This is a genomic window from Ktedonospora formicarum, assembly GCF_016587355.1.
GTDB lineage: Bacteria > Chloroflexota > Ktedonobacteria > Ktedonobacterales > Ktedonobacteraceae > Ktedonobacter > Ktedonobacter formicarum.
In genome coordinates this window covers 1,060,374-1,080,984 of record NZ_BNJF01000001.1, presented here as the reverse complement: position 1 = coordinate 1,080,984, position 20,611 = coordinate 1,060,374, and the positions used below count along the sequence as shown (strand labels likewise).

At 50.3% G+C, this 20,611-nt stretch carries 21 protein-coding genes and 1 pseudogene; 8 read left to right on the top strand and 14 right to left on the bottom strand.

Features of this window, described 5'->3' with window-relative positions:
• Positions 1–9: 9 nt before the first annotated feature.
• Both K3T82_RS47520 and K3T82_RS47515 read left to right on the top strand, forming a co-directional pair.
• Positions 10–719 (top strand): annotated as a pseudogene (locus K3T82_RS47520) (histidine kinase); the annotation flags it as partial.
• 84 nt (positions 720–803) lie between these two features.
• The gene (locus K3T82_RS47515) at positions 804–1,298 is read left to right on the top strand and encodes a universal stress protein (protein ID WP_236031010.1); all 495 of its coding nucleotides are present in this window, start codon (positions 804–806) and stop codon (positions 1,296–1,298) included.
• A gap of 68 nt (positions 1,299–1,366) precedes the next feature.
• Here K3T82_RS47515 and K3T82_RS04690 read toward each other — a convergent pair whose 3' ends face one another.
• On the bottom strand, positions 1,367–2,152 hold the full coding sequence (locus K3T82_RS04690; protein ID WP_420799253.1) for a superoxide dismutase: 786 nt from the start codon (positions 2,150–2,152) through the stop codon (positions 1,367–1,369).
• Between the two features lie 288 nt (positions 2,153–2,440).
• Here K3T82_RS04690 and K3T82_RS04685 point away from each other — a divergent pair, with 288 nt between their 5' ends.
• The gene (locus K3T82_RS04685; protein WP_220192324.1) at positions 2,441–2,830 is read left to right on the top strand and encodes a group III truncated hemoglobin; all 390 of its coding nucleotides are present in this window, start codon (positions 2,441–2,443) and stop codon (positions 2,828–2,830) included.
• 106 nt (positions 2,831–2,936) lie between these two features.
• Here the strand turns inward: K3T82_RS04685 and K3T82_RS04680 are convergent, their stop codons facing one another.
• From K3T82_RS04680 to lepB, 8 genes are all read right to left on the bottom strand, one after another.
• Positions 2,937–3,947, bottom strand: a complete 1,011-nt coding sequence (locus K3T82_RS04680; RefSeq protein ID WP_236031008.1) for an aldo/keto reductase — start codon at positions 3,945–3,947, stop codon at positions 2,937–2,939.
• A 216-nt stretch (positions 3,948–4,163) separates the two neighbouring features.
• Positions 4,164–4,655, bottom strand: coding sequence for a hypothetical protein (locus tag K3T82_RS04675; protein WP_220192323.1), 492 nt, complete (start codon positions 4,653–4,655; stop codon positions 4,164–4,166).
• Positions 4,637–5,389, bottom strand: a complete 753-nt coding sequence (locus tag K3T82_RS04670; protein WP_220192322.1) for a glycoside hydrolase 5 family protein — start codon at positions 5,387–5,389, stop codon at positions 4,637–4,639. Before K3T82_RS04670 ends, K3T82_RS04675 begins: the two co-directional genes overlap by 19 nt.
• Before the next feature lie 177 nt (positions 5,390–5,566).
• A complete protein-coding gene (locus tag K3T82_RS04665) occupies positions 5,567–7,312 on the bottom strand; it encodes a DHA2 family efflux MFS transporter permease subunit (RefSeq protein ID WP_220192321.1) in 1,746 nt (581 codons plus the stop codon).
• Between the two features lie 100 nt (positions 7,313–7,412).
• Positions 7,413–8,000, bottom strand: a complete 588-nt coding sequence (locus tag K3T82_RS04660) for a PadR family transcriptional regulator (protein ID WP_220192320.1) — start codon at positions 7,998–8,000, stop codon at positions 7,413–7,415.
• Between the two features lie 234 nt (positions 8,001–8,234).
• The gene (locus K3T82_RS04655) at positions 8,235–8,717 is read right to left on the bottom strand and encodes a heme-degrading domain-containing protein (protein ID WP_220192319.1); all 483 of its coding nucleotides are present in this window, start codon (positions 8,715–8,717) and stop codon (positions 8,235–8,237) included.
• A gap of 21 nt (positions 8,718–8,738) precedes the next feature.
• Positions 8,739–9,842 (bottom strand): Gfo/Idh/MocA family oxidoreductase, encoded by a 1,104-nt coding sequence (locus K3T82_RS04650; RefSeq protein ID WP_220192318.1) that lies wholly within the window; start codon positions 9,840–9,842, stop codon positions 8,739–8,741.
• 110 nt (positions 9,843–9,952) lie between these two features.
• On the bottom strand, positions 9,953–10,474 hold the full coding sequence (lepB, locus tag K3T82_RS04645) for a signal peptidase I (RefSeq protein WP_220192317.1): 522 nt from the start codon (positions 10,472–10,474) through the stop codon (positions 9,953–9,955).
• 338 nt (positions 10,475–10,812) lie between these two features.
• On the opposite strand from lepB, the gene K3T82_RS04640 reads away from it, so the two are divergent.
• Positions 10,813–11,508, top strand: coding sequence for a dienelactone hydrolase family protein (locus K3T82_RS04640; protein WP_236031006.1), 696 nt, complete (start codon positions 10,813–10,815; stop codon positions 11,506–11,508).
• A 43-nt stretch (positions 11,509–11,551) separates the two neighbouring features.
• Entirely contained in the window at positions 11,552–12,436 is an 885-nt protein-coding gene (gene mshB, locus K3T82_RS04635; protein ID WP_220192316.1) for an N-acetyl-1-D-myo-inositol-2-amino-2-deoxy-alpha-D-glucopyranoside deacetylase, read from the top strand.
• A 60-nt stretch (positions 12,437–12,496) separates the two neighbouring features.
• Here the strand turns inward: mshB and K3T82_RS04630 are convergent, their stop codons facing one another.
• Both K3T82_RS04630 and K3T82_RS04625 read right to left on the bottom strand, forming a co-directional pair.
• Positions 12,497–13,018 carry a pentapeptide repeat-containing protein gene (locus K3T82_RS04630; protein ID WP_220192315.1) on the bottom strand — a complete coding sequence of 174 codons (522 nt, stop codon included), beginning with the start codon at positions 13,016–13,018 and terminating at the stop codon, positions 12,497–12,499.
• A 13-nt stretch (positions 13,019–13,031) separates the two neighbouring features.
• Positions 13,032–13,451: a hypothetical protein gene (locus K3T82_RS04625; protein WP_220192314.1), complete on the bottom strand. Its 420-nt coding sequence runs from the start codon at positions 13,449–13,451 to the stop codon at positions 13,032–13,034.
• A gap of 682 nt (positions 13,452–14,133) precedes the next feature.
• Between K3T82_RS04625 and K3T82_RS04620 the strand changes: the two genes are divergently transcribed.
• The gene (locus K3T82_RS04620; protein ID WP_220192313.1) at positions 14,134–15,876 is read left to right on the top strand and encodes a peptide ABC transporter substrate-binding protein; all 1,743 of its coding nucleotides are present in this window, start codon (positions 14,134–14,136) and stop codon (positions 15,874–15,876) included.
• Between the two features lie 234 nt (positions 15,877–16,110).
• Positions 16,111–16,590 (top strand): MGMT family protein, encoded by a 480-nt coding sequence (locus tag K3T82_RS04615; RefSeq protein WP_220192312.1) that lies wholly within the window; start codon positions 16,111–16,113, stop codon positions 16,588–16,590.
• Between the two features lie 94 nt (positions 16,591–16,684).
• On the opposite strand, the gene K3T82_RS04610 is transcribed toward K3T82_RS04615, so the two are convergent.
• Positions 16,685–17,338 carry a nitroreductase family protein gene (locus K3T82_RS04610; protein WP_220192311.1) on the bottom strand — a complete coding sequence of 218 codons (654 nt, stop codon included), beginning with the start codon at positions 17,336–17,338 and terminating at the stop codon, positions 16,685–16,687.
• Between the two features lie 383 nt (positions 17,339–17,721).
• Here K3T82_RS04610 and K3T82_RS04605 point away from each other — a divergent pair, with 383 nt between their 5' ends.
• Positions 17,722–18,597 carry a 3-keto-alpha-glucoside-1,2-lyase-like domain-containing protein gene (locus tag K3T82_RS04605; protein WP_220192310.1) on the top strand — a complete coding sequence of 292 codons (876 nt, stop codon included), beginning with the start codon at positions 17,722–17,724 and terminating at the stop codon, positions 18,595–18,597.
• 100 nt (positions 18,598–18,697) lie between these two features.
• Here the strand turns inward: K3T82_RS04605 and K3T82_RS04600 are convergent, their stop codons facing one another.
• Together K3T82_RS04600 and K3T82_RS04595 are read right to left on the bottom strand one after the other, a co-directional pair.
• Positions 18,698–19,951 carry an NAD(P)/FAD-dependent oxidoreductase gene (locus tag K3T82_RS04600; RefSeq protein ID WP_220192309.1) on the bottom strand — a complete coding sequence of 418 codons (1,254 nt, stop codon included), beginning with the start codon at positions 19,949–19,951 and terminating at the stop codon, positions 18,698–18,700.
• A gap of 28 nt (positions 19,952–19,979) precedes the next feature.
• A complete protein-coding gene (locus tag K3T82_RS04595; RefSeq protein WP_220192308.1) occupies positions 19,980–20,579 on the bottom strand; it encodes a GNAT family N-acetyltransferase in 600 nt (199 codons plus the stop codon).
• Positions 20,580–20,611 lie beyond the last annotated feature (32 nt).

Here is a 20,611-nt window from a genome sequence, read left to right as displayed (position 1 = left end):
GGGGCTGTGATGAGTCTATCAACGGCTGACAACTCACATCGAGAGGATGAGCGCCCTGATCCAGAGGCCATCCTACAACGCTACAAACTACGCGATAGTGACGTAGGGGTACCTACCCCTGCGTCACTAGACGATGCCAGTGACCCACAGATGAGCCGTGGTCGTCTGCGGGTCTACCTGGGAGCGTCAGCTGGTGTAGGCAAGACCTATGCCATGCTCAACGAGGGGTGTAGACGCAAGGAGCGCGGTACCGATGTCGTCATTGGGTTTGTCGAAACGCATGGACGAGCGCAAACCAAGTCTCAGATAGGCGAACTGGAAATCATACCGCGTCAGCGTATACCATATCGAGGTGTGGTGCTGGAGGAAATGGACATAGACGCGGTTCTGGCCCGTCATCCACAGGTCGCGCTTGTTGATGAACTCGCGCATACCAATGCCGCTGGATCTCGGCACCGCAAACGCTACAAGGATGTGCGAGAGCTTCTGGACGCGGGAATCGATGTGATCACAACGTTGAATGTTCAGCATCTAGAGAGTTTGAACGATCTGGTTGCGAGCATCACGGGGATACGGGTACGCGAGACGCTACCAGACTCGGTGCTGGATCAGGCTGATGAGGTGGAACTTGTCGATATCGCGCCTCGCGCCCTGCGCCAACGTATGCAGCATGGCAACATCTATCCCCCGAGCGCATAGAGCCTGCGCTCAAGAATTTTTTTCGCGAGGGGAATTTAACTGCCCTACGTGAGATTGCCTTACGCTTAACAGCGAACAAGACCGAATCCCAACTCCAGGAGTATATGACGGCCCATGCCATTAACGAGACATGGACCACCAGCGAGTGTGTTCTGGTGGGATTTGATCATCGGGCTCAGAGCCGCTCAATTATTCGCGATGCCTGGCGATTGGCGCATGGTTTACATGCCAACTTGATCGCGGTCTCGATTGAGTTAGAAGGCTATGCTGCTGTGCGCCGCCGTCTGCTAGGTTTCCTTAAGTATGGGGTTGGTATGAAGGCTCATTTCCTGGATGCACAGCGCCGTCTGGAAGAGCATGCGCTCCTGGCTGAAGATCTGGGAGCCGAGGTGGTGCGCCTCAAGAGCACAGATATTGCCTCGGCTCTCGTTCAGGTTGCGCACGAAAAGCACGCAACGCAACTGGTGATTGGACAGCCAACACATACGCGTTTAGAGGAGTTCTTGTCGGGTTCAGTTGTAAATCGTTTGCTCCGCCTGCGCGCAAACGCTGATATCCATGTTGTTCCTCTCTCGCGTGAACAGGAGCGTGAAGATTGATCGTTCAGGGGAACAGGTGAGAGAGTGTTATAACTGCCGAAATCACTCCCTCATCTGTAAAAGCCCCTTTATTGAGCTTTCTTAGCCTGCTCATAGCGCTTCCCGATCTCGTCCCAGTTTAGCGTGTTCCACCACGCGTTGAGATAATCGGGGCGACGGTTCTGGTAGGTGAGATAGTAGGCGTGCTCCCAGACATCGTTTCCCATGACCGGGTAGAGCCCAGTTAGAATCGGACTATCCTGGTTGGGGGTTGAGGTTATTTGTAGCTTGCCATTCTTGTCGCTTGCTAGCCAGACCCACCCTGATCCAAAGACTTTGCTACCAGTTGTGTTGAACTTCTCTTTGAAATTGGCGGTTGATCCAAATGTGCTATTAATCGCCTGAGCCAGTTCGCCTTTTGGCTCCCCGCCTCCCTTTGGCTTCATGATTTGCCAGAACATGCTATGGTTGGCATGTCCGCCACCGTTGTTGCGTACCGTTGTGCGTATGTTTTCGGGCAATTCATCGAGACGGCGCAACACTTCATTGATTGGCTGAGAGGCCAATGAGTTTCCCTTTAGGGCCTCATTCAGGTTCTTGACGTAAGTGGCGTGATGCTTATCATGGTGTAAGTGCATTGTCTGCGCGCTGATATAGGGTTCTAGCGCATTATAAGCATAACCTAATGGCGGGAGTTGAAAGCCTTCCCCCACATCAATCTGCTCTGAGTCGGTGGGTTCGTCGCGCTCGCTCGATCCGGTCGCCGTGGAGTTGCTACATGATGATAGCACGGCACCTCCGGCAACGACGGTTGCCTGGGTCATGAAATCGCGGCGACTGAACGCCTGAAACTTTTCAAAAATAGGAATCCTCACTTCTATTTCTCCTCCTAAAATACATGTATTGTTCCCTCCCCCTATATGAATAGTATAATCATCCATCCGCGTGTAGTGCGCCAAACGATGATAGGGGAGTTGTCAAACTGCTCGATGAGTTACCTTATCCCCCCTCTTATCCTATCCTAGTCACTCGTGGATGACGATAGTTGTGCGAGCTTTGAGTACAACGTATATCTGCAACCAGAGAGAGCCTGAACGTGATACACTGATCTACAAGTAACTCCGTGTATTCGCATCTGTAAATGGAAATAGAGATAAGCTCATATGGAACAGAAGAGAGATATTGAGGGCCGGGAGGATGTTGAATTCCTGGTCAGCACTTTTTATCATAAAGCCACGCGTGATGAACTCATCGGTCATTTCTTTACTGAGGTGGCGGCGATCAATCTGGAAGAGCACCTCCCAGTCATGTATGATTTCTGGGAGAACATCCTCTTTCAAACCGGGAGATATCACGGCGGCATGATGTATAAGCATATCTTGCTGAACGCAAAAGAGCACATGCTACCGCACCACTTTGAGCGCTGGTTTGCTCTTTTCACACAGACCGTCGATGACCACTTCGTCGGCCCAAGGGCTGACGAGGCGAAACGACGCGCGCAGATGGTCATTCAGACGATGCCTCTGAAACTAGGTGGGACTCTCTTCCCCTGACATGGCCTCGCCAGGGATAGGATTTAAGGGAAACAAGCGGCGGTTTGGCTCGTTTAAGCCAAACCGCCGCTTGTTTCCCTTGATAACCGCGTTGGGTAGAATCTACTCAGGCGAAGAGTGGTGCAATCTCATCAATGGCCTTGAGTTCGTCGTCGCTGAATGCCAGATTCTGTAGTGATGCTACATTCTCTTCGATCTGCTTGACGTTTGAAGCTCCAATCAGGACACTGGTGACGGCGGGATGGCGCAGGTTCCAGGCCAGAGCCATCTGAGAGAGCGTCTGACCGCGCTCCTGCGCGATCTTGTTCAGGCGCTGAATCTGCTCAAGCTTTTTGGAGCTGATGACATCGGCGTTGCTCTCTTTGCCCCACCATTCAGCGGCGCGTGAGCCCTTTGGAATGTCGACACCCAGGTATTTGGTGCTGAGCATGCCCTGATCCAGGGGACTGTAAGTAATGACACCACTGCCCGCGCGCTGGGTATGGTCGAACAGATCATACTCAGGCTTTCGTCCGAGCAGATTGTAGCGCGGTTGGTGGATGGTAATGGGACTCAGACCCAGGCGTTTCGTGATCTCAACGGCTTCCTCAAATTGCGCGCCTGAGAAGTTGCTTACACCGACGTAGAGGGCCTTACCCTGTTTGACAATCAGGTCCAGAGCCGCCATTGTCTCTTCAAGAGGGGTCTCAGGATCGGGGCGGTGCGCGTAGAAGATATCGACATATTCCAGCCCCAAGCGTTTGAGCGATTGATCCAGGCTGGCGACAAGGTACTTCTTAGAGAGACCATCTCCATAGGGACCCGGCCACATGTAAAAGCCAGCCTTCGTTGAGATAATGAGCTCATCGCGTGGCATATCGCGCACGATTTTGCCGACGATTTTCTCAGCATTGCCTGGAGGGCGTCCGTAGTTATTGGCAATATCGAAATGCGTGATACCTAGATCGAATGCGCGATATAAGCAGGCGCGGGCGACATCTTCTCCACGATAGCCGCCAAAGGTTTCCCAGGCTCCAAGAGAAATAGCTGGCAGGCGCAGCCCAGAGCGTCCACTGCGTCTGTATTGCATCTGTTCGTAGCGGTCCTGAGCAAAGGTCGTTGCTTGTGTCTCTGACATAGAGGATCTTCTTCCTAGTACTACAATAGCCACACATTCCGCTGCGGTGGCACCGGGGGCTACATTTTTTCCCTATTATTAGTATGTCACAGAATTTCGATCTATCGAAATGTAGATGAATTTGGGATTGTTTTTGTGAATGCAATCCATACTTTTCTATGCTATCTCGTTGTTATCGTGATAATAACGAGATAGGGGCATCGTACAATGTGTTGGTTAGATTTTTCCGCTCTTCTCACGGAAGAGGAGCGCGAAACTCTCCCGCGAGTCCTGATACCACGCATCGGCGTCGAGCGTCAGAGGCGCGATATCGCGTTTAGGGAGGTCTCCAGTGGCGACTCGTTCAGCGAAGGCGCGCATAGCTTCGCCCGAGGGCTTCACGGTGCCATCGTAGCGTGTCAGGCCAAAGAATCGCTCATGGACGCAGGTATCAAAGGGTGGTTTATTCCAGAGTGAGGGATGGTAGTCACAGAACATCCAGCCGAAAGCGCCAAGCGCTCCACAACGTGCCAACTTCTCCAGAACTTCGCGATAATATCGTCCTCCCGCCTCATCATCAGCAAAGTATTGGTTTTGGAGCGTGCCATCGTTGCGGTAGAGTGTCTGAAACTCAGAGATATCACCCTTTTCCGAACTGGCATAACCAAATTCCTCAAATAGTACGCGCTTTCCACCCAGCGCCTCAGTCGCTAGTGCGAGTAGCGGCACCACATCGCTGTTGAGGGGGCATTGCTGGCAGTCAAATCGTAGTAGATGCTGTAGCCATGCATGGAAAGGAAATCGTTGGAGGGTGCAAGCTGATCTGGCCTAAAGCCGCTATAGCCACAAATTGTTGGCGCATGCATGCCAGCGCTGATAGGTTTACGCGAATACTTGCGTACCTCTGTCGCGACAAAGGCGTTCCACTTCGCGCCGTCAGCGTAGGTTTTGGGGGTATAGAAGAGATCTGGTTCGTTAGAGAAATTCCAGGAATAGATTGCTGGATGGTCACCGTAGCGTCCGCACACTTTCGCGATCAAGAGGCGTTCAGCCGCTAACATCAAGGGATCGGTATAGGGATCGCGGCCCTCGCGTAGGGTAACTTCCCCATCCGCGATACAGCGCATTGGCAAGGCGCGCCCCATGTCCCTATCGAGCAGAGCCCATTTGGGCCACCAGTTAACGCCCGACATATGTCCAGTGAAGAAGGTAGGCATGACTTGAATGCCTACCTCTTGCGCGACTTCCAATACTGTCCCCAGGTTGCGAAGTGTCTGATCATCGATGTGGTTCGCGGCAGGTTGGAAATCCTCCCAGAAGAGAAAGATTCGCGCAACCTGGAGTTTCAGCGCCGCTATTTGGGCGAACTCTTCTTCAACCTCACTGCGGTCGAAATCTTTCCACCAGTACATCGCCTTCTTGCGAGGCCAGTAATTGACACCCAACAGAAACGATTCAGCCATAAAAAAACCTTCCATTAGTATGCGTTATTCATGTGGTATGGGCTGGAGTTGCTCATGAAAGCGTGGGCGAGGAACCGGCATCGGTGGTGGTTCCGGCTCACTTTATTATATGACGCACAAGCTAGATCAACCAGGGAAGGCTGCTGAGAAGATCTAGGCTCGGCAAGGGATGGCCCCCTAGTGAGGAGAGGCCACAACGACTGGTTGCTCACCCGCGTTCTGCGAGGCTGGCTTGCGTTTCTCGATAGCTGTGAGGAGCGAGACAATAGTGCCAATGGCTCCAATGATGGCTGCAATCAGCCAGGTGGTACGGAAGGTATCGATGGCCCCCGTTTTGAATTGGTGTGAGATGCGCTCATTGAGGGACTTAAGCTCTGGTTTAAGCGCCTGTCCAGCCGGACCTGGAATCTGATCAGCCAGTTTGGTGAGATCGAACGAGTTCTGGTTTGAGGCAGTTGAGGCTTCTCCAGTGCTTGCATCGGTACTATTGGCACTCTTCTCTAGCCCGGTGACAATGCCATCGCGCAACTGGGCGGGTAATTTATTATCCTGACGTACGATCTGGATCGACTCCTGCCTGGCCTGATCGATATTGACTGTGATCTGGTTGGTAAAGACTGCAATCAGGATGGCGATACCGAGCGCGAAGCCTATCTGACGGAAGGTATTGAAAATGCCGCTTCCAACGCCTAGCTTTGCGCGTGGTACGTCTGTCAAGGCGAAACTGGGGAAATTCTGGAAGCAGAGCCCGATGCCAACACCCAGGAAGGCCAGACGCCATGCCATATCGAGATACGAAGTGTCAACATTCGTGAAGTAGATCAAGATAAAGCCAATCGTGAGCATGCCCAGGCCAATCGCGCCCATCACACGTTGATTGAGAAAGCGGCTAAAGGCTCCCGAAATCGCCGAGATGACAAAAGATGTGAGCGGGATGGGGAGTATAGCATAAGCCGCGCTCAGCTGATCATAGCCCTGAGCGTTGATGTAGTAGAGCACTGTCATAAGGAATGCGCCCTGGGCCGCGATCCCAAAAAGGAACATCGAAATGTTTGAGGTTGTAAAGCTACGAATCTTAAACAGGCTAAAATCGACAATAGGGTCATGCTGCTTTGTTTCCACAACAATAAACAGAATGAAGCAGATGACCATTGCGCCGAAGAGACCCAGGATGGTTGGTGAGGTCCACCCCCAGGCATTCCCTTGCATGATTGCCAGCACCAGGCTGAACATGGAGAGGCTCAAAGTAAGGAGCCCCCATATGTCGATACCTTTGCTCGCTTGAGGCTGACGTGTCTCAGGTACGAAGAGCGCGACCAGAATCAGCCCAATAATACAGAATGGGATATTCACAAAAAAGATAGCTCGCCAATCAAAGTTCTCGACCAAGAAGCCTCCCAGCACTGGTCCAATGGCAGTCGCGATGCCCGAAGATGCTCCCCATAGGCCGATGGCGCCCCCCCGCTTCTGAGGCGGAAAGACTGAGATGATAATAGCCAGGCTGATGGGATTTAAGGCCGCGGCTCCTATGGCCTGGAATGCGCGCGCAGCAATAAGAATCTCAATAGAGGGAGCGACCGCGCAAAGAAGTGAGCCTAGACTGAAAATAACCATTCCACTCATAAAAGCCAGTTTGCGTCCAAACTGGTCCGCGAATCGTCCCACACTGACCAGTAGGACCGCGAAAACCAGGCTATAAGCGTTGAGCACCCAGGTGGCGGTTGTCAGGTCCGTATTGAGTTTGGTAACGATATCTGAGAGCGCTATGTTGACGATAGTAACGTCGAGAAGGGACATAAAAAAACCGAACATAAGCGCGATCAGGACGAGCCAGGGATTGGCGATCTTGCCATTGTGCAATGTAAATGTAGGATGCTCGCCAGCCTGAGAGGGCTGGCTGGCAGGGTTCTGTGCCGATGACATGTATTTACTCCTTACATGTTGTAATTGTCTAGATAGGTATCCAAGCCCGATAAAATTGCCCTGTGTCGATATGGTATGCGCCGCTTGTGACGGAGAAAATTTAGTTCTCCGCTCCTTTCTCCATTGCATCTGTATCCGCCAGTTCCCGATCTTTGAGGTGTTGGGCCCAGGAATATTCTAGTTGCCATTGAGTAATGACGTGCTCAACAGTTTCGAAGACATCTCGTTGGTACACTGGTGTCCATTTTGCCCCATAGCTGTGGTGGTTTTGGGTCATATCCTCCATTTCGTTTTGCAGGTGCAGAATATGTGTCTGACAATAATTCAAGAAATGTTCTATCAGATAGAGACGTTCTGCCTGTGTAATATAGGAGAAGAAGCTCGCTTTTTGGAGAAAAATTCTCTGGTATTCTCCTGGGTTGGAACTGATATCCATCATCAGTGAGCGAAAGCGTTTTCGCCCTGATTCTGTGATGCAATAAGCACGAAAAGGGCGGTTACTTTGTTCCGCCTGTACTGACGCATCTATTGCTATCAATTCATTTTGCTCCAATTTTGTGAGTAGTGGATACAGACGCCCATTGCTGAACCTGGCATAAGGACCAATCATGTCATTAATGATTTTAGCGATGAGGTAGCCATGAGCAGGGGCGGCATAAAGATGCCCAAGTATCAGGAGTTCGTACATAGTTCACCCTCCCTTTCATTAAGATGTCTCTGTAACAGGTCTTCAAGATAGGTCTATGTGACATATTGTATATAAAGCACAGGAAAGTGTCAATGATCAACTTGAATGCGGAGTGCATGCATAAGATGGTTGATACCTGAAAGAAAACAAAGGACCACACACTACACTTGTGTGTGGTCCTTTATGGGAGTATCCTGGTGGTTCTAGATTTTTACCTTTGCGCGAAGATAGCAATTAGTCTTCGCGTTTGAGGAATGTCCGTATGGTGGTTGTTACCAGTTCGTGATCCTCGGCTTGTGGGAGCCCGGAGACGGTAATGGTACCAACTACCCCTACCCCTCGGATGAACAGGGGGAAAGCTCCCCCATGAGCGGCATATTCACTTTCTGCGAGCAGATATTTCTCTTCCATACGTTTGTTCTGGCTTCTGAGATAGATTCCCATATAGAAGGAGCTATGACCGAAGCGATTGACAACCCGATTCTTGCGCAGAATCCATTCATTGTTGTCGTTAGCGGTGCCTTCCATTGCGAAGTGGAAAAGTTGCTGCCCATTGCGCGTAATATCGATAGCGACACTCTTGCCTTTTTCTTTTGCGGCTTTATGCAGAGCTAAACCCAACTCCAGGGCGGTTTCGTTGCTAAAGCTGATGAATTGTAGCTCATTCTCTTGCTGCAACAATTCATGTAGCAGTGTTTCGTAGTTTGATCCTACCATTGTCTCTACCTCGCTAGATGTCTAGTGTATTGGGAAATCTATAAGGCGTCGCTCTTGCGAGCTCTTGTGAGCCGCTTCGATAACACGTAGTACTTCAATTACTTCATATGGATCGACTGGCGGGGTTCTACCATTGCGTAAAGCATCTCGAAGTTGGGCGTAGAACTGTGGATAGTTACCAGCTTCGGTCTCTATCTGCCCATCGAAGTTGATGCCCCCTATCGATGTCGCGAGCCTTCCCCAGCGCTCGCGAGGTTCCGCGCCCCAGATTGTTTGATTTTCAGGTGTCTTGCCATCTTTTAGCGCATCTTCCTGGGGGTCGAGGCCCCATTTCTCATAGGTGCCGCGTAGACCACGTACGAGAAAGCGAGGGCCGGATATGCGCGCGACCTGGCTGACCCATAGATGGGCCTGTATGCCAGTTGGAAAATGCAGCGCGACAAAGCTATCATCATCTGTCTGCGCGTGCTCACGTCGTTTAGATATCTCGGCGTAGATACGTTCTGGCTTGCCAAAGAGTAAGAGAACCTGATCAATAAGATGACTTCCCAGATCAAAGAGCTGACCGGGGGCATCCTCTGGATTTGCAGATTCTTTCCAGCTACCAATTCTGGGTTGTGGGCGATAGCGCTCGAAGCGTGATTCAAAGCGTGTGATTGGACCCAGCACCTCGGCATGTAATAGTTTGCGGATTGTAAGGAAGTCGCTATCCCAACGCCGATTTTGAAAGACCGTGAGCAGCTTTCCAGTTTCTCGGCTGGTTGCGATTAAGCGTTCAGCGTCTGTGACTGTGGCTGCCAGCGGCTTATCAATGACGACGTTGAGTCCTGCATGCAAGGCTGCCAACCCTAGAGGTACATGAGCCCTGTTTGCGGTCGCAACAACCACAAGATCGTATTCGTGAGCATCATGCCATAGCTCCTGGGGTTGTGAGTAGATGATAGCCTGAGGATAGCGAGCCCTCACTTGCTGCTGTCGCTCGGGATTACTGGTAACGACAGCAGCGAGGCGTAAACCAGGTGTCGTTGTGATTAATGGCGCGTGAAAGACGGAGCCTGCCAGCCCAAAGCCGATAAGGGCAACCCGTATTGGCTCAGCTGTATGGGCAGAAGTAGACGAAGACATATATACCCCCTTCTCTAAAGCATAATAGAATCTGCTCTCTCTATTATTGCCACCCGGTATGAACCTTGTAAAGGAAGTTGTATATGTTTGTTCGGTTGCTTGAAGCGTGATTAGAGCCCGCGTATCTTCCCTAAAGGCCAGTAGATAAACGCTGCTTTCCCAACGATATAATCGCGTGGCACGAAGCCCCAGTAACGGGAATCATTGCTCTGTGGTCGATTATCGCCTAATACAAAATATTGCCCTGACGGTACCTTCCAGCTTTTGGCAAAGGGATTGGCGGACATTGTGACGTAGGCGCTTTCGTTCAAGAGTTTGTCATTGACCCAGACATTTTTATTGTCAATGCGGACAGTGTCACCTGGCAGGCCAATAATGCGTTCAATATAGTCCGTGTGTGTATCTTGGGGATAGTGAAAGACAATGACATCCCCTCTCTCTGGCGCTTTATTGAAGGTATAAGCTATTTTGTTGACCAGGACATATTCGCTCTGGTGCAGGCTTGGCTCCATATTGCGATCACTGACAGAATAGCTTTGTGTCACAAAGCGAATGAGCAGGAATATCAGCAGGGTAAGTACTGCAATTTCAACGATCTCGCGTGCAAGGTGAGACTTTGGTCGTTTTCCCATAGATCCTTCTAGTTGATCCTCTCTTAATGCATCGTTATTGATGTAGAGGTGGTATGTTGATAACGATGTGCTTCGAAAAATTATAGCCCTTTTTCCTCTCATCTGTGGATTTTCAATGCTCTATATAGCCCCTTTGCGCTATCAAGACCAGTGATCTCAATACCAGGACAATGAATCGTTGGGGACGCCACCACTCTCAGATATGTTTCATATCGAGATTATGGTCGACAATCCCCACTTCTGTGTCGCACAATATCTTTAGTGATATTCCAATGTGGGTGGAGCGACAAGCTGCCTTTATGCGTAAATAGATTTGCATGGCTTTTTCATGGAGGAAAATGATGGTACAAGGGTTAACGATTGCGTTTCCCTCTGGTGAGCGGGAGGTGCTGGGATACCTGGCACGCCCTGAGGGGGATGGGCCATTTCCGAGTGTAATCATCATTCATGAGATCTATGGGCTGACTGACAACATCAAAAATATCGCGCACCGTTTTGCTGAAGAGGGATATGCTGCCCTGGCTGTTGACCTCTTCTCGGGACGCAATAGAACTGTCTGTATGTTTCGTTTTATGGGTCAGATGATCTTCAAATCGCAGAACAACGAAAGTTTGCATGACCTTCAGTCCTCGCTAACTTTCTTAGAGACACGCCCGGAGGTTGATAAGGAGCGTATAGGGGCAATTGGCTTCTGTATGGGCGGTGGATTTGCTATCGCCTGGGCCTGTAATGACGAGCGGTTGAAGGTTGTTGCCCCTTTCTATGGTATGAATCCACGTCCACTAGAGTCCGTGAAGCGTAGCTGTCCAGTTGTTGGTTCTTACCCTGAGAATGACTTTACTGCCTCTCAGGGGCGTAAGCTAGAGCAGAAGCTAAAGGAATATACCATATCTCACGATATCAAGATATATCCAGAAGCAAAGCATTCATTCTTTAATGAGCAAGGGCAGGCATACCAGGCAGAGGCATCTCAGGATGCCTGGCAACGGGTTCTGACCTTTTTCTCTACTCACATTGGTGAAGAAACGGCATAAATGTTAACCCATGTAGTAATTTGACAAAGGATATAAAGTATTTATGACACAGACACCACAAACACCCCTTACCTTTATGGCTGTTCATGCCCATCCCGACGATGAAGTTTTTGGAACAGGTGGCATTCTGGCCCTGCTTGCGTCTCGCGGTGTGCACACGGTTCTTGTGACCTCTACCATGGGTGAGGAAGGGGAGATCGTTGATCCTACATTAGATGAAGCAGCCAAGCAAGCCATGTTCCCGCGCCTGGCAGAAGTGCGGCGCCAGGAACTTCAGGGGGCGGTGGAGGCCCTCAACATTCAGGAATTACGCTTGCTGGGGTATCGCGATTCAGGTATGGCAGGGACTCCCTCCAACAATCACCCAGAGTCTTTCCATCGAGCGGTCTTTGACGAGGCCCTACGTCGCCTTGTAGCCCTGATACGTGAACTTAAGCCTCAGGTGCTTGTTACCTATGATGCCTTTGGCAGCTATGGGCATCCTGACCACCTACAAGCGCATCGCCTGACTGTTGCGGCCTTTGACGCGGCGGCAGACCCACGTTGTTATCCGGACATTCCTGGAGCTTGGCAGCCTCTCAAACTCTATTACACTGCGGCATCGCGTTCAAGAATGCAGCAGATGGTGAAGCAGATGCGGGAACAGGGGATAGCCGGTCCCTGGGATAACCCTAACATGAATATGGATCATATGGGAACCCCGGATGAACTCCTCTCGACGTGCGTAGATGTGCGCCCTCATATCGAGCAGAAGTTACAGGCTTTACGTGCTCACCGGACGCAGATCGCGCCTGATCACTTCTTTTTGACATTGCCACCTGAGCAGCGTGAACAGGCTCTGGGTTATGAGTATTTCACGCTGGCACGCGATTTTACAAATCGCCGCTCGGGCCTCTACGAGCAAGATGTGTTCGCAGGCATTCTATAGAAGTCTTATAGCCATGGCCCTTCATGGGAGAGCAAGAACTCTCCCATGAAGGGCCAGATACTATCTACCTACATCTGGATTGATAGCGGCGTGGTGGTAGAAGTAGGCATTGAGCAGGTGCGCACCCTCCCAGTGTGCTTTGCTTAATTCCACATCATTAAGGAGAGCATCACGAAAAACCGTCCCGCGAAAGACAGCGTTTTCCAGGTCCGCTCCAGCGAGCATCGCTCCGCGCAGATCAGCATCACATACATTGGCGCTGTTTAAGATAGCGTTACGTAGGTCGGCATCACTCAAAATGGCTGTGTTAAGGCTTGCGCGATGAAAATCTACGCAGTTGAGTCGAGCGTGCTGAAAATTGACACCCTGGCAGTCTGCTTCAATGAAGAGTGCCTCCTCAAGATTCGCCTCGCTCAGGTCCGCGTCACGCATGTAGACACCGCTAAAGTCAACATGTGGTAAAGACCATCCACTTAAGTTTGCGCCAGCTAGATTAGGTCGTATTTCATGATGTAATTGACGCCAGAGATTCCAGGCGTCAACGCCCTGGTTGAGCATTTCGAGGTGATTTGGATGTGCCATAGACATTCTCTCTTTAGATGGACGTCCCTAGCGGAATATTGGGATTATAGGAATCAACGTGAACATTCAAAATAGTTGTAGGCACACAGCAGGGATGATGCATGAGAGCATTATAGGCACCCTGGCGCAGAAGGATATCTCGCGCTTCGTGTGCTCGCTCTGGTGGCCTGACAACCACGGCAATACGATTCCGCTTCACGATTTCCTTCATATAGTACGAAACTACCTCTTCGCTTTCGTGGGATCCATGGAGGGCCTCTAGAAGCTCCTGTGAAGAAATGGCGTTGATGGTGAGTTCGCTACCAATGTATACTTTGACGCTACAACAGGTACAATCGTGAAATTGTGCCATACATAGTTGCTCCACAGCCGTTGTGGCCCTATGTAGATCAGTAAAAATACCGATGATGATGGGAACGCATGTGTGTTCCATAGGTGCCTCCCCTGCCTGTGGGCGGTTTGCATATCGTTAGTCAGTCGTGCTTTACTGTTGGCAATATACGAAAGGGACGCGCTACATTGAACACACGTCTGCCCTTACAGTATATGGAAAAATATCATAGAGCCTGTCAGGCCGGTAATTCAGCAGATGAAAAAAATGCATAAAAGATGTGATAAGAAGATGTGAATATATAGGAATCTCACCCTACAATCGATTTTACACCCAATGTCCAAAAGAATGCTCTCCACTCCTGATTTTTCCCCTTTTGACATATTGATGACATCTAGTTCCTCTTGCTTTAACTGTGCATCATAAGCCGAATAATAGAGATAGAAAGAAACTGTTTAGAATAGCTTACCATTGTATGTGGCTCGTAAAGGGATGAGATAGGGAGAATGTTGTATCACTCCAATATGTCAGCAGATCGTAGAAATCATTGTCGCATTTATGTATTGTAGTGCCGAACTGATCTATTTTATAATCGCAATAATTCATATACATAGTCACAGTCGAATACTTTATCCCCATAAATAGGTGAATACAACCGAAATTGCCCACTCACTCAAGACGAATGCATGGCTTGTTTTAAGGAGTGCATTCGTCTTGTTATATCGACGAAGCACCGGGACACCCGTCATTGGGGAGGTACCGTATCCTCAGAGGAGAAAGCCACATGCACGCAAACCTGTCACGTGTACGCCATTGCGTCCCCCTTATTTTATGTGCGCTTGCCCTTTTACTGACAGCCTGTGGAGGAAATCAGGGATCGACCAGTACCACCAAGGCTAGTGAGGACAAGCAAGTATTTCAACACGCCATTAGCGGAATAAGCGATGTAGCTACGCTTGATCCTGCACTGGCTACTGATGGTTCTTCCACCTCGGCGATTAATATGCTTTTCACTGGTCTGGTACAGTTGAATGATAAGCTTGAAGTCTATGGTCAATTAGCTCAATCGTGGGAGCAATCCGGCGATGGTCTGACCTGGACCTTTAAGCTTAAGCCAAATCAGACCTTTAGCGATGGCACCCCTCTGACCTCGCAGGATGTGATCTGGAGTATTGACCGTGCTTTCGATCCCGCGATCAAATCTTCAAGCGTCTCTTTTTACTTGAGCCTTATCAAGGATGGTGATAAGCGGAGCAGCGGTAAAGTTGCGACCCTAATCAATGATAGCCTCTTTGCTCCTGATGCCTCAACGGTCAAGATTGTAATTACCAAGAAGGCTCCCTATTTCCTTCAGGCTCTGACATATCCAAGCTCCTGGGTTGTTGAGAAGAAGTTGATCGAGAAGTATGGCAACCAGAAGTTCCTGGATCATCTGGGTGAAGGTGGTGGTGCCGGACCCTGGATTGTTCAGAGTTATACGCATGGGAAAGAGATTGTTTTTGCCCCGAATCCACATTATAACGGCGCCAAGCCTCAGCTCAAAAAGGTTATCTTTAGTTTTTACAAGGATGCTCCTACAACCTTTAAGGCTTACCAGGTAGGGCAGACTGATGACTCTCCAGTACCAACGGCTAATATGAATCAGGCCAAAGGTTTTGAGCAACAGCAGCTACATATTAATCCAGCTTTGACTATCTCTTACTATACAATGAACTATCTGGTCAAGCCGTTTGACAATATCAAGGTGCGGCAAGCGTTCGCTTTGGCCCTTAATAAGGATCAGATCGCGCATAATGTGCGCAAGGATACGGTGGTTGCGACCAACCATATCATCCCGAAAGGGCAACCGGGCTATTATGAGAATCTTACCGGACCCGCTGGTATCACCAGCACACAAGGTGATCAGGCCAAGGCTAAGCAGCTCTTTGCTGAAGGCTTGAAGGAAGAAGGGATGACCCTTGCCTCCCTGCCAAAAATTTCCTTTACCGTCGCCACTAGCGGTTCACCTGATACGAAGAATGAGTACCAGGTGGTGCAACAAATGTGGAAGAACGTGTTGGGTGTAGATGTGCTGATTAATGATCTGGACTCCAACCAGCGTAATCAGCTTGTTGGTACTGTGCAGGGCAATCCCAACGGCCTGATAATGTGGGCCAGTGGTTGGGGCGCTGACTATCCAGATCCACAGGACTGGCTGGATATGTTCGTGGACAACACGAACGGAGGCAACCAGTTTAACTACGCTCACAACTCGTCTAGCAATGTGAAGGATCAGCAGCAGACGCAGGCGTTGATTGAGCAGGCTGATACGACTTCTGATGGGGCAGCGCGTATGCAGCTCTACAATCAGGCAGAGCAGCGCCTGGTCAACGATGTGGCCTGGATTCCGATGAGTCAGACCAACACGTTGCTTGCACGTAAGCCGTGTGTCGTAGGGATTGTAGATAATGCTCAAGGCATTACGCCGCCTGAGGATTGGGGCAATATCTATATCTCAACCAATTCTTTGTGCGCGAAGACCGCGTAAGTCGTTCATGATACTTCAGGTGTTTCCTATCTGAGCATCTCTCGCTCCAAAAGGCTCAAAAGAATGTTGCATGCAACATTCTTTTGAGCCTTTTCTCTTAATTAGGAGGCGGTCTTATCTGGTGGAGCTCTTAGAAGCAATCTTTATTTGAGCGTTTTTACTGCTAGCGCTTGCGTTCTTGCGAGCATGTAGAGTAAGATGCGCATATTGTTAACTATACTTGAGGAGGTGAATATGCAACAGGAATCATCCTCTACACCAAAGCCAGTCGCTATTATCAAAGCACAGGTCTTTGCTCTGGTGAATGCCTGCCCCGCAGGTCGTGTCACGACGTATGGCTGGATTGGCAAGGCTCTTGGATATCCTCGAGGCGCGCGTATGATTGGTTGGATCATGAATGATGCGCATGGAGATGTTCCTGCTCAACGGGTGGTGAACAGTAAAGGTGAGCTAAGCGGAAGCTGGGCTTTTGGGCAGAAGGGGCGTATGCGCCAGCTATTGGAGGCTGAAGGCGTAGAGCTGTTATCCGAAGAGCGTGTAGATATCAAGCGGTATGGCTGGGACCCCTCTCGCGATCTAGATCCAAATGAATTGCGGCATATCATTGAGACTACCAGTCCAGATATGAGCGGGTCGAGTAAGCGCTTGCTGTTCTTACTACAGAACGATCCGGCCTCGCCTCTGCGAGAAGAGTTGCGTGGGACAGAAGAGTGACCATTGTTGTTCAGATGCTTCAGCATCACCAGGCAAGTTGGTTCCATCTCAGTTTGAGATGGAACCAACTTGTTGTTACGCTTTTTTCTAGATATTACCATTGCTCCAGATGGAGGATAGTATCCAACGGTTCTCTCGGGGCGGGCTTGAAATCGGTCCCTAGCGTATAGGCAACTGGAACAAGGGCCGCCTGTGTATATTTCTCGTAGGGAATGCCTAGCACCTGAGCGGCTTCTTCCTCATACACAAGATGAAGCGTCGTCCAGGCAGCACCTAATCCACGCGCGCGGGCTGCCAGCATAAAGCTCCAGGTCGCTGGAAGGATCGAACCCCAGGCGCTCGCCTGTAATTCAACAGGTTTGCCTTCGAAACGCCCTCTAAAGCAGGGAATGAGAAATACAGGGACCTCATGCATGTGCTCTGCCAGATAGTCCGCTGAATTGCCGACGCGCTCTTGTGTGTGCTCGCGTGCTGGATTATTGGCGAAGAGCTTGTTTGCCGCGCCTTTATTCTGGCGATAGGCATTGTAGCTGGTGCGATAGAGATCTGCTAGCTTCTGTCGCTTCTCGGGATCTGTCACAACGACAAAATGCCATTGTTGCAGATTGCTCCCTGTGGGCGCTTGAATCGCGATTTCCAGGCACTCACGGATGACTTCGAGTTCGACTGGGCGAGAGAGATCTAGTCGTTTGCGGACGGAACGTGTAGTGGTTAGCAATTGATCAAGCGAGAGGTCGAGTTGTGGCATACTATGCATCCTTTCAGATGAAGATGGTTCTTCTCTAGCTATGGAACATGATACAATACCATGGCAATTGCTTGCTTGTACTAAAAGGTGAACTGTTGGGTGATCGTGTGCTATCCTTAAAGTGCGAAAGCCTAAGCGTAAGAGCTTCGTTTCAGACCAAATTAAGAAACAAAACGCCTTGCGATTCGTCTATATATATGCTATCCCCAATATAGAGTTGTGATAATCTTCTACGAACCCCAACTCTCACTGAGGGATTTCCATTGGGACATTGCTAGCATTAACATACTCAGGTCTTCGTAAAAGGAAGATGTGGTGCCAGGGCATGGGACTGCTATACTCCTCCCTTACCAGAAAGCAAAGGGTGGATATGAGCGAGATTGATGGAAAAGGAGAAGAGCGGCAATCTGCGCAAGCATGCCGTACAAAGTAAGAGAAACATGATTGGCGAAGATACGCAGCAAATAGATACACCGCCTCAGGGGAAACGTCACAGGCTTATTTTTAGCATTATAGGAGTGTGCCTGCTGCTGTTACTCGTGGGGGGAAGTATCTATTTCTTTCCGCCAGGAAGGGCGAGCAACGAAATCCCCGATAAAAAGACGACTCCATCACCTTCTCAGGCGCAATTGACTGCGACCGCGACTGCATTAAGTGGGCCTCAGCCATTGTTTGAAGATGATTTCAGCGATGCGAAAACCTATAAAGGTTGGTTTACAGGTTCTACTGATGACTATAAACGCAGTATTGGTCCTCAGGGATTAAGCTTGACTGCACTCAATCATAAGTTCCTTATCGAAAGCTTGCCCCCTAGCAGCACGTTTGATGATTTTCTAATGACCACTGAGTTTACTTTTCAGCAGGGCGATGCGAATGATAGCCTGGGCATCTATCTGCGTGGCGATGGCAATCTCGATCATGACTACCGTATCGATATTCATGGTGACAACACCTATAGCGTGAGTAAGGAGTCGTGGGACGATCAGAGCCGTAGCCAGCAAATTACTTATTTCATACAACGCAAGCAGAGTTCCGCACTACATCCCATGGGGCAGAAAAACATCGTGGATATTTTGATGCAGGGCACTACCTTGATGTTAACCATCAATGGAATTCAGGTTGAGACGTTTGATGATAGTGACTATAGCAAGGGGCAGATTGCTTTCTTTGTCAGCAATGGAGTGACTTCCTCACAGAGCAGCGCTCTTTTTAATAAGATTGTCGTGAATCCAGTTGAATCTCTCAAAAACGCACCCTGACCTTTCCACCCCGATGAAGATCTTACAGTGCGAATGCGCTCCGAAAGGGGCTAGTGATGTTGGTAGGCAATCTACCAGCATTACTAGCCCCTTTATCCATTCATACCTGAAGAGTGGCTCGTGTCAGGCTGAGAGGGGCGAGGGTGGGATCAGCCCGTCCTCGCTCAATTGTTGCCGCGAGTAGTTGTCCAACGCGCATTCCAAAGGGCATGCCGTGCCCATTAAACCCTCCTGCTGCCCATACGCCCGGCATATTGGGAACCTCATCAACAATGGGAATATAGTCGCGGGTGAACGCCATAATTCCGCCCCAACGATGTTTGATGCGCAGGTGAGATAGATCGGGGAAGAGTGTGGGTATGACCCCTTCAAGCGCTTGTTGTACCTCCATTGAGGTTATCTGTTCGCGAATGTTAACGTCACGGTCTGGCGCGGCGGCGCGACATCCTCCAATGACGATAGAACCATCTAGCGTCTGTTGCCAGTATTCTTCTGTCTGGGTATAGGCGGCGAAGATTCCGGCATCGAAGATACGCTCTGTGATGGGTTCATAGGCGATCATTTGCCCTCGAATGGGCGTAATCGCCGTTCTGAAAGAGGGCAAGAGATCACCCATCCAGGCATTCGTCGCGACAATAACATGCCGTGCGTGGATAACGCCTCCTGTAGTTTGTAGCGTGATTTTCTGCCCTTGAGGCGTGATGTGCGTGACGGTGCCCTGATGCAGACAAGCGCCGTGTTGCTGGGCAGCGCGTGCTAACTCATGTACCAGGCGCGCGGAGTGTACCAGCCCTCCTTGAGGCCAGAGAACGCCTCCTGTAATCTGTGGCCCCAGGCGTGTGCAAATATGCTCTTGCACCTCCTGGCGTGTCAAAAGATGGGTTATGACTTCGCTCTCCTCTTTGGCTGAGGCTGCATTCTTCAGCGTATCCATTTGCGCTTCTGAGAGAGCCAAGCCGATATGCCCTGTCTCGCGATATTGGCAATCGAGTTGCTCTTCCTGAATCACCTGACGGAGCAGCGATCGGTTCTCCAGCGTCATGTTCAGGATTGCGCGTGCGGCCTGGGCTCCATGGCGCTTGATCGCGGAGGGGTACCCCTCTGCCAGGCCGATTGCTACAATACCCCCATTGCGGCCTGTCGCGCCAGATGCCAGATACGAGCGCTCCAATAAGAGAGGGCTGTGTCCAGCTTTCGCGAGCCAATAGCTGGTAGCGACCCCTACAATGCCGCCACCTACAACAACAATATCGGCTTCGTGAGGAAGTTGTGTCTCTAGAAGCGGTCCCTGTGCTGTCTGTTGCCAGTAAGATTTGGATGTTGTGGCGTGGTGTATGTGCGGCGTGTGTTGCAAGATGGTCGCCTCCTTTGGTGCCTTGAGACTAGGCGTTGACGTTGTAACGTTGCATCATGCCTTGCAGGCGTTCTTTGACGCTCGGCCATTCGCTTTCGATGATACTGTAGTAAACTGAGTGGCGTAGGTATCCATCTGGCATAATTTTGTGGTTGCGTAATACCCCTTCGCGAGATGCACCTATGCGCTCTATCGCGCGTTGGGATTGCTCATTACGGCTGTCCGTCTTAAGCTGGACACGGATCGCGCCTAGCCCCTCAAAGGCGTGGCGTAGGAGGAGATACTTACACTCAGTATTGACTCCTGTGCGCTGAACTTTTGGTGATAGCCAGGTCCAACCTATCTCCAACCCACGGTGCTGCTGGCTGATATCCAGGTAGCGGGTTGAGCCAATGGCCTGCCCTGTCTGCAACAGGATGATAGCGAAAGGCAATTCTATACCCTTCTCACGCGCCTGATGCGCTGTATCGATCCAGCTTGCCATAGCCTCTGGCGAGCTACCTGGACTATCTGGCATGTATCGCCAGATTGTAGTGTCCCCTGCTGCGTAGAGATCGGCGGCATGTGCTTGCTGAAGTGGTTCAAGCCTGACGATATTCCCCTGAAGGGTGATAGGTGTAATCTGCATAAATGGTGTGCGTCCTTTTCTTGAGGTGCTTC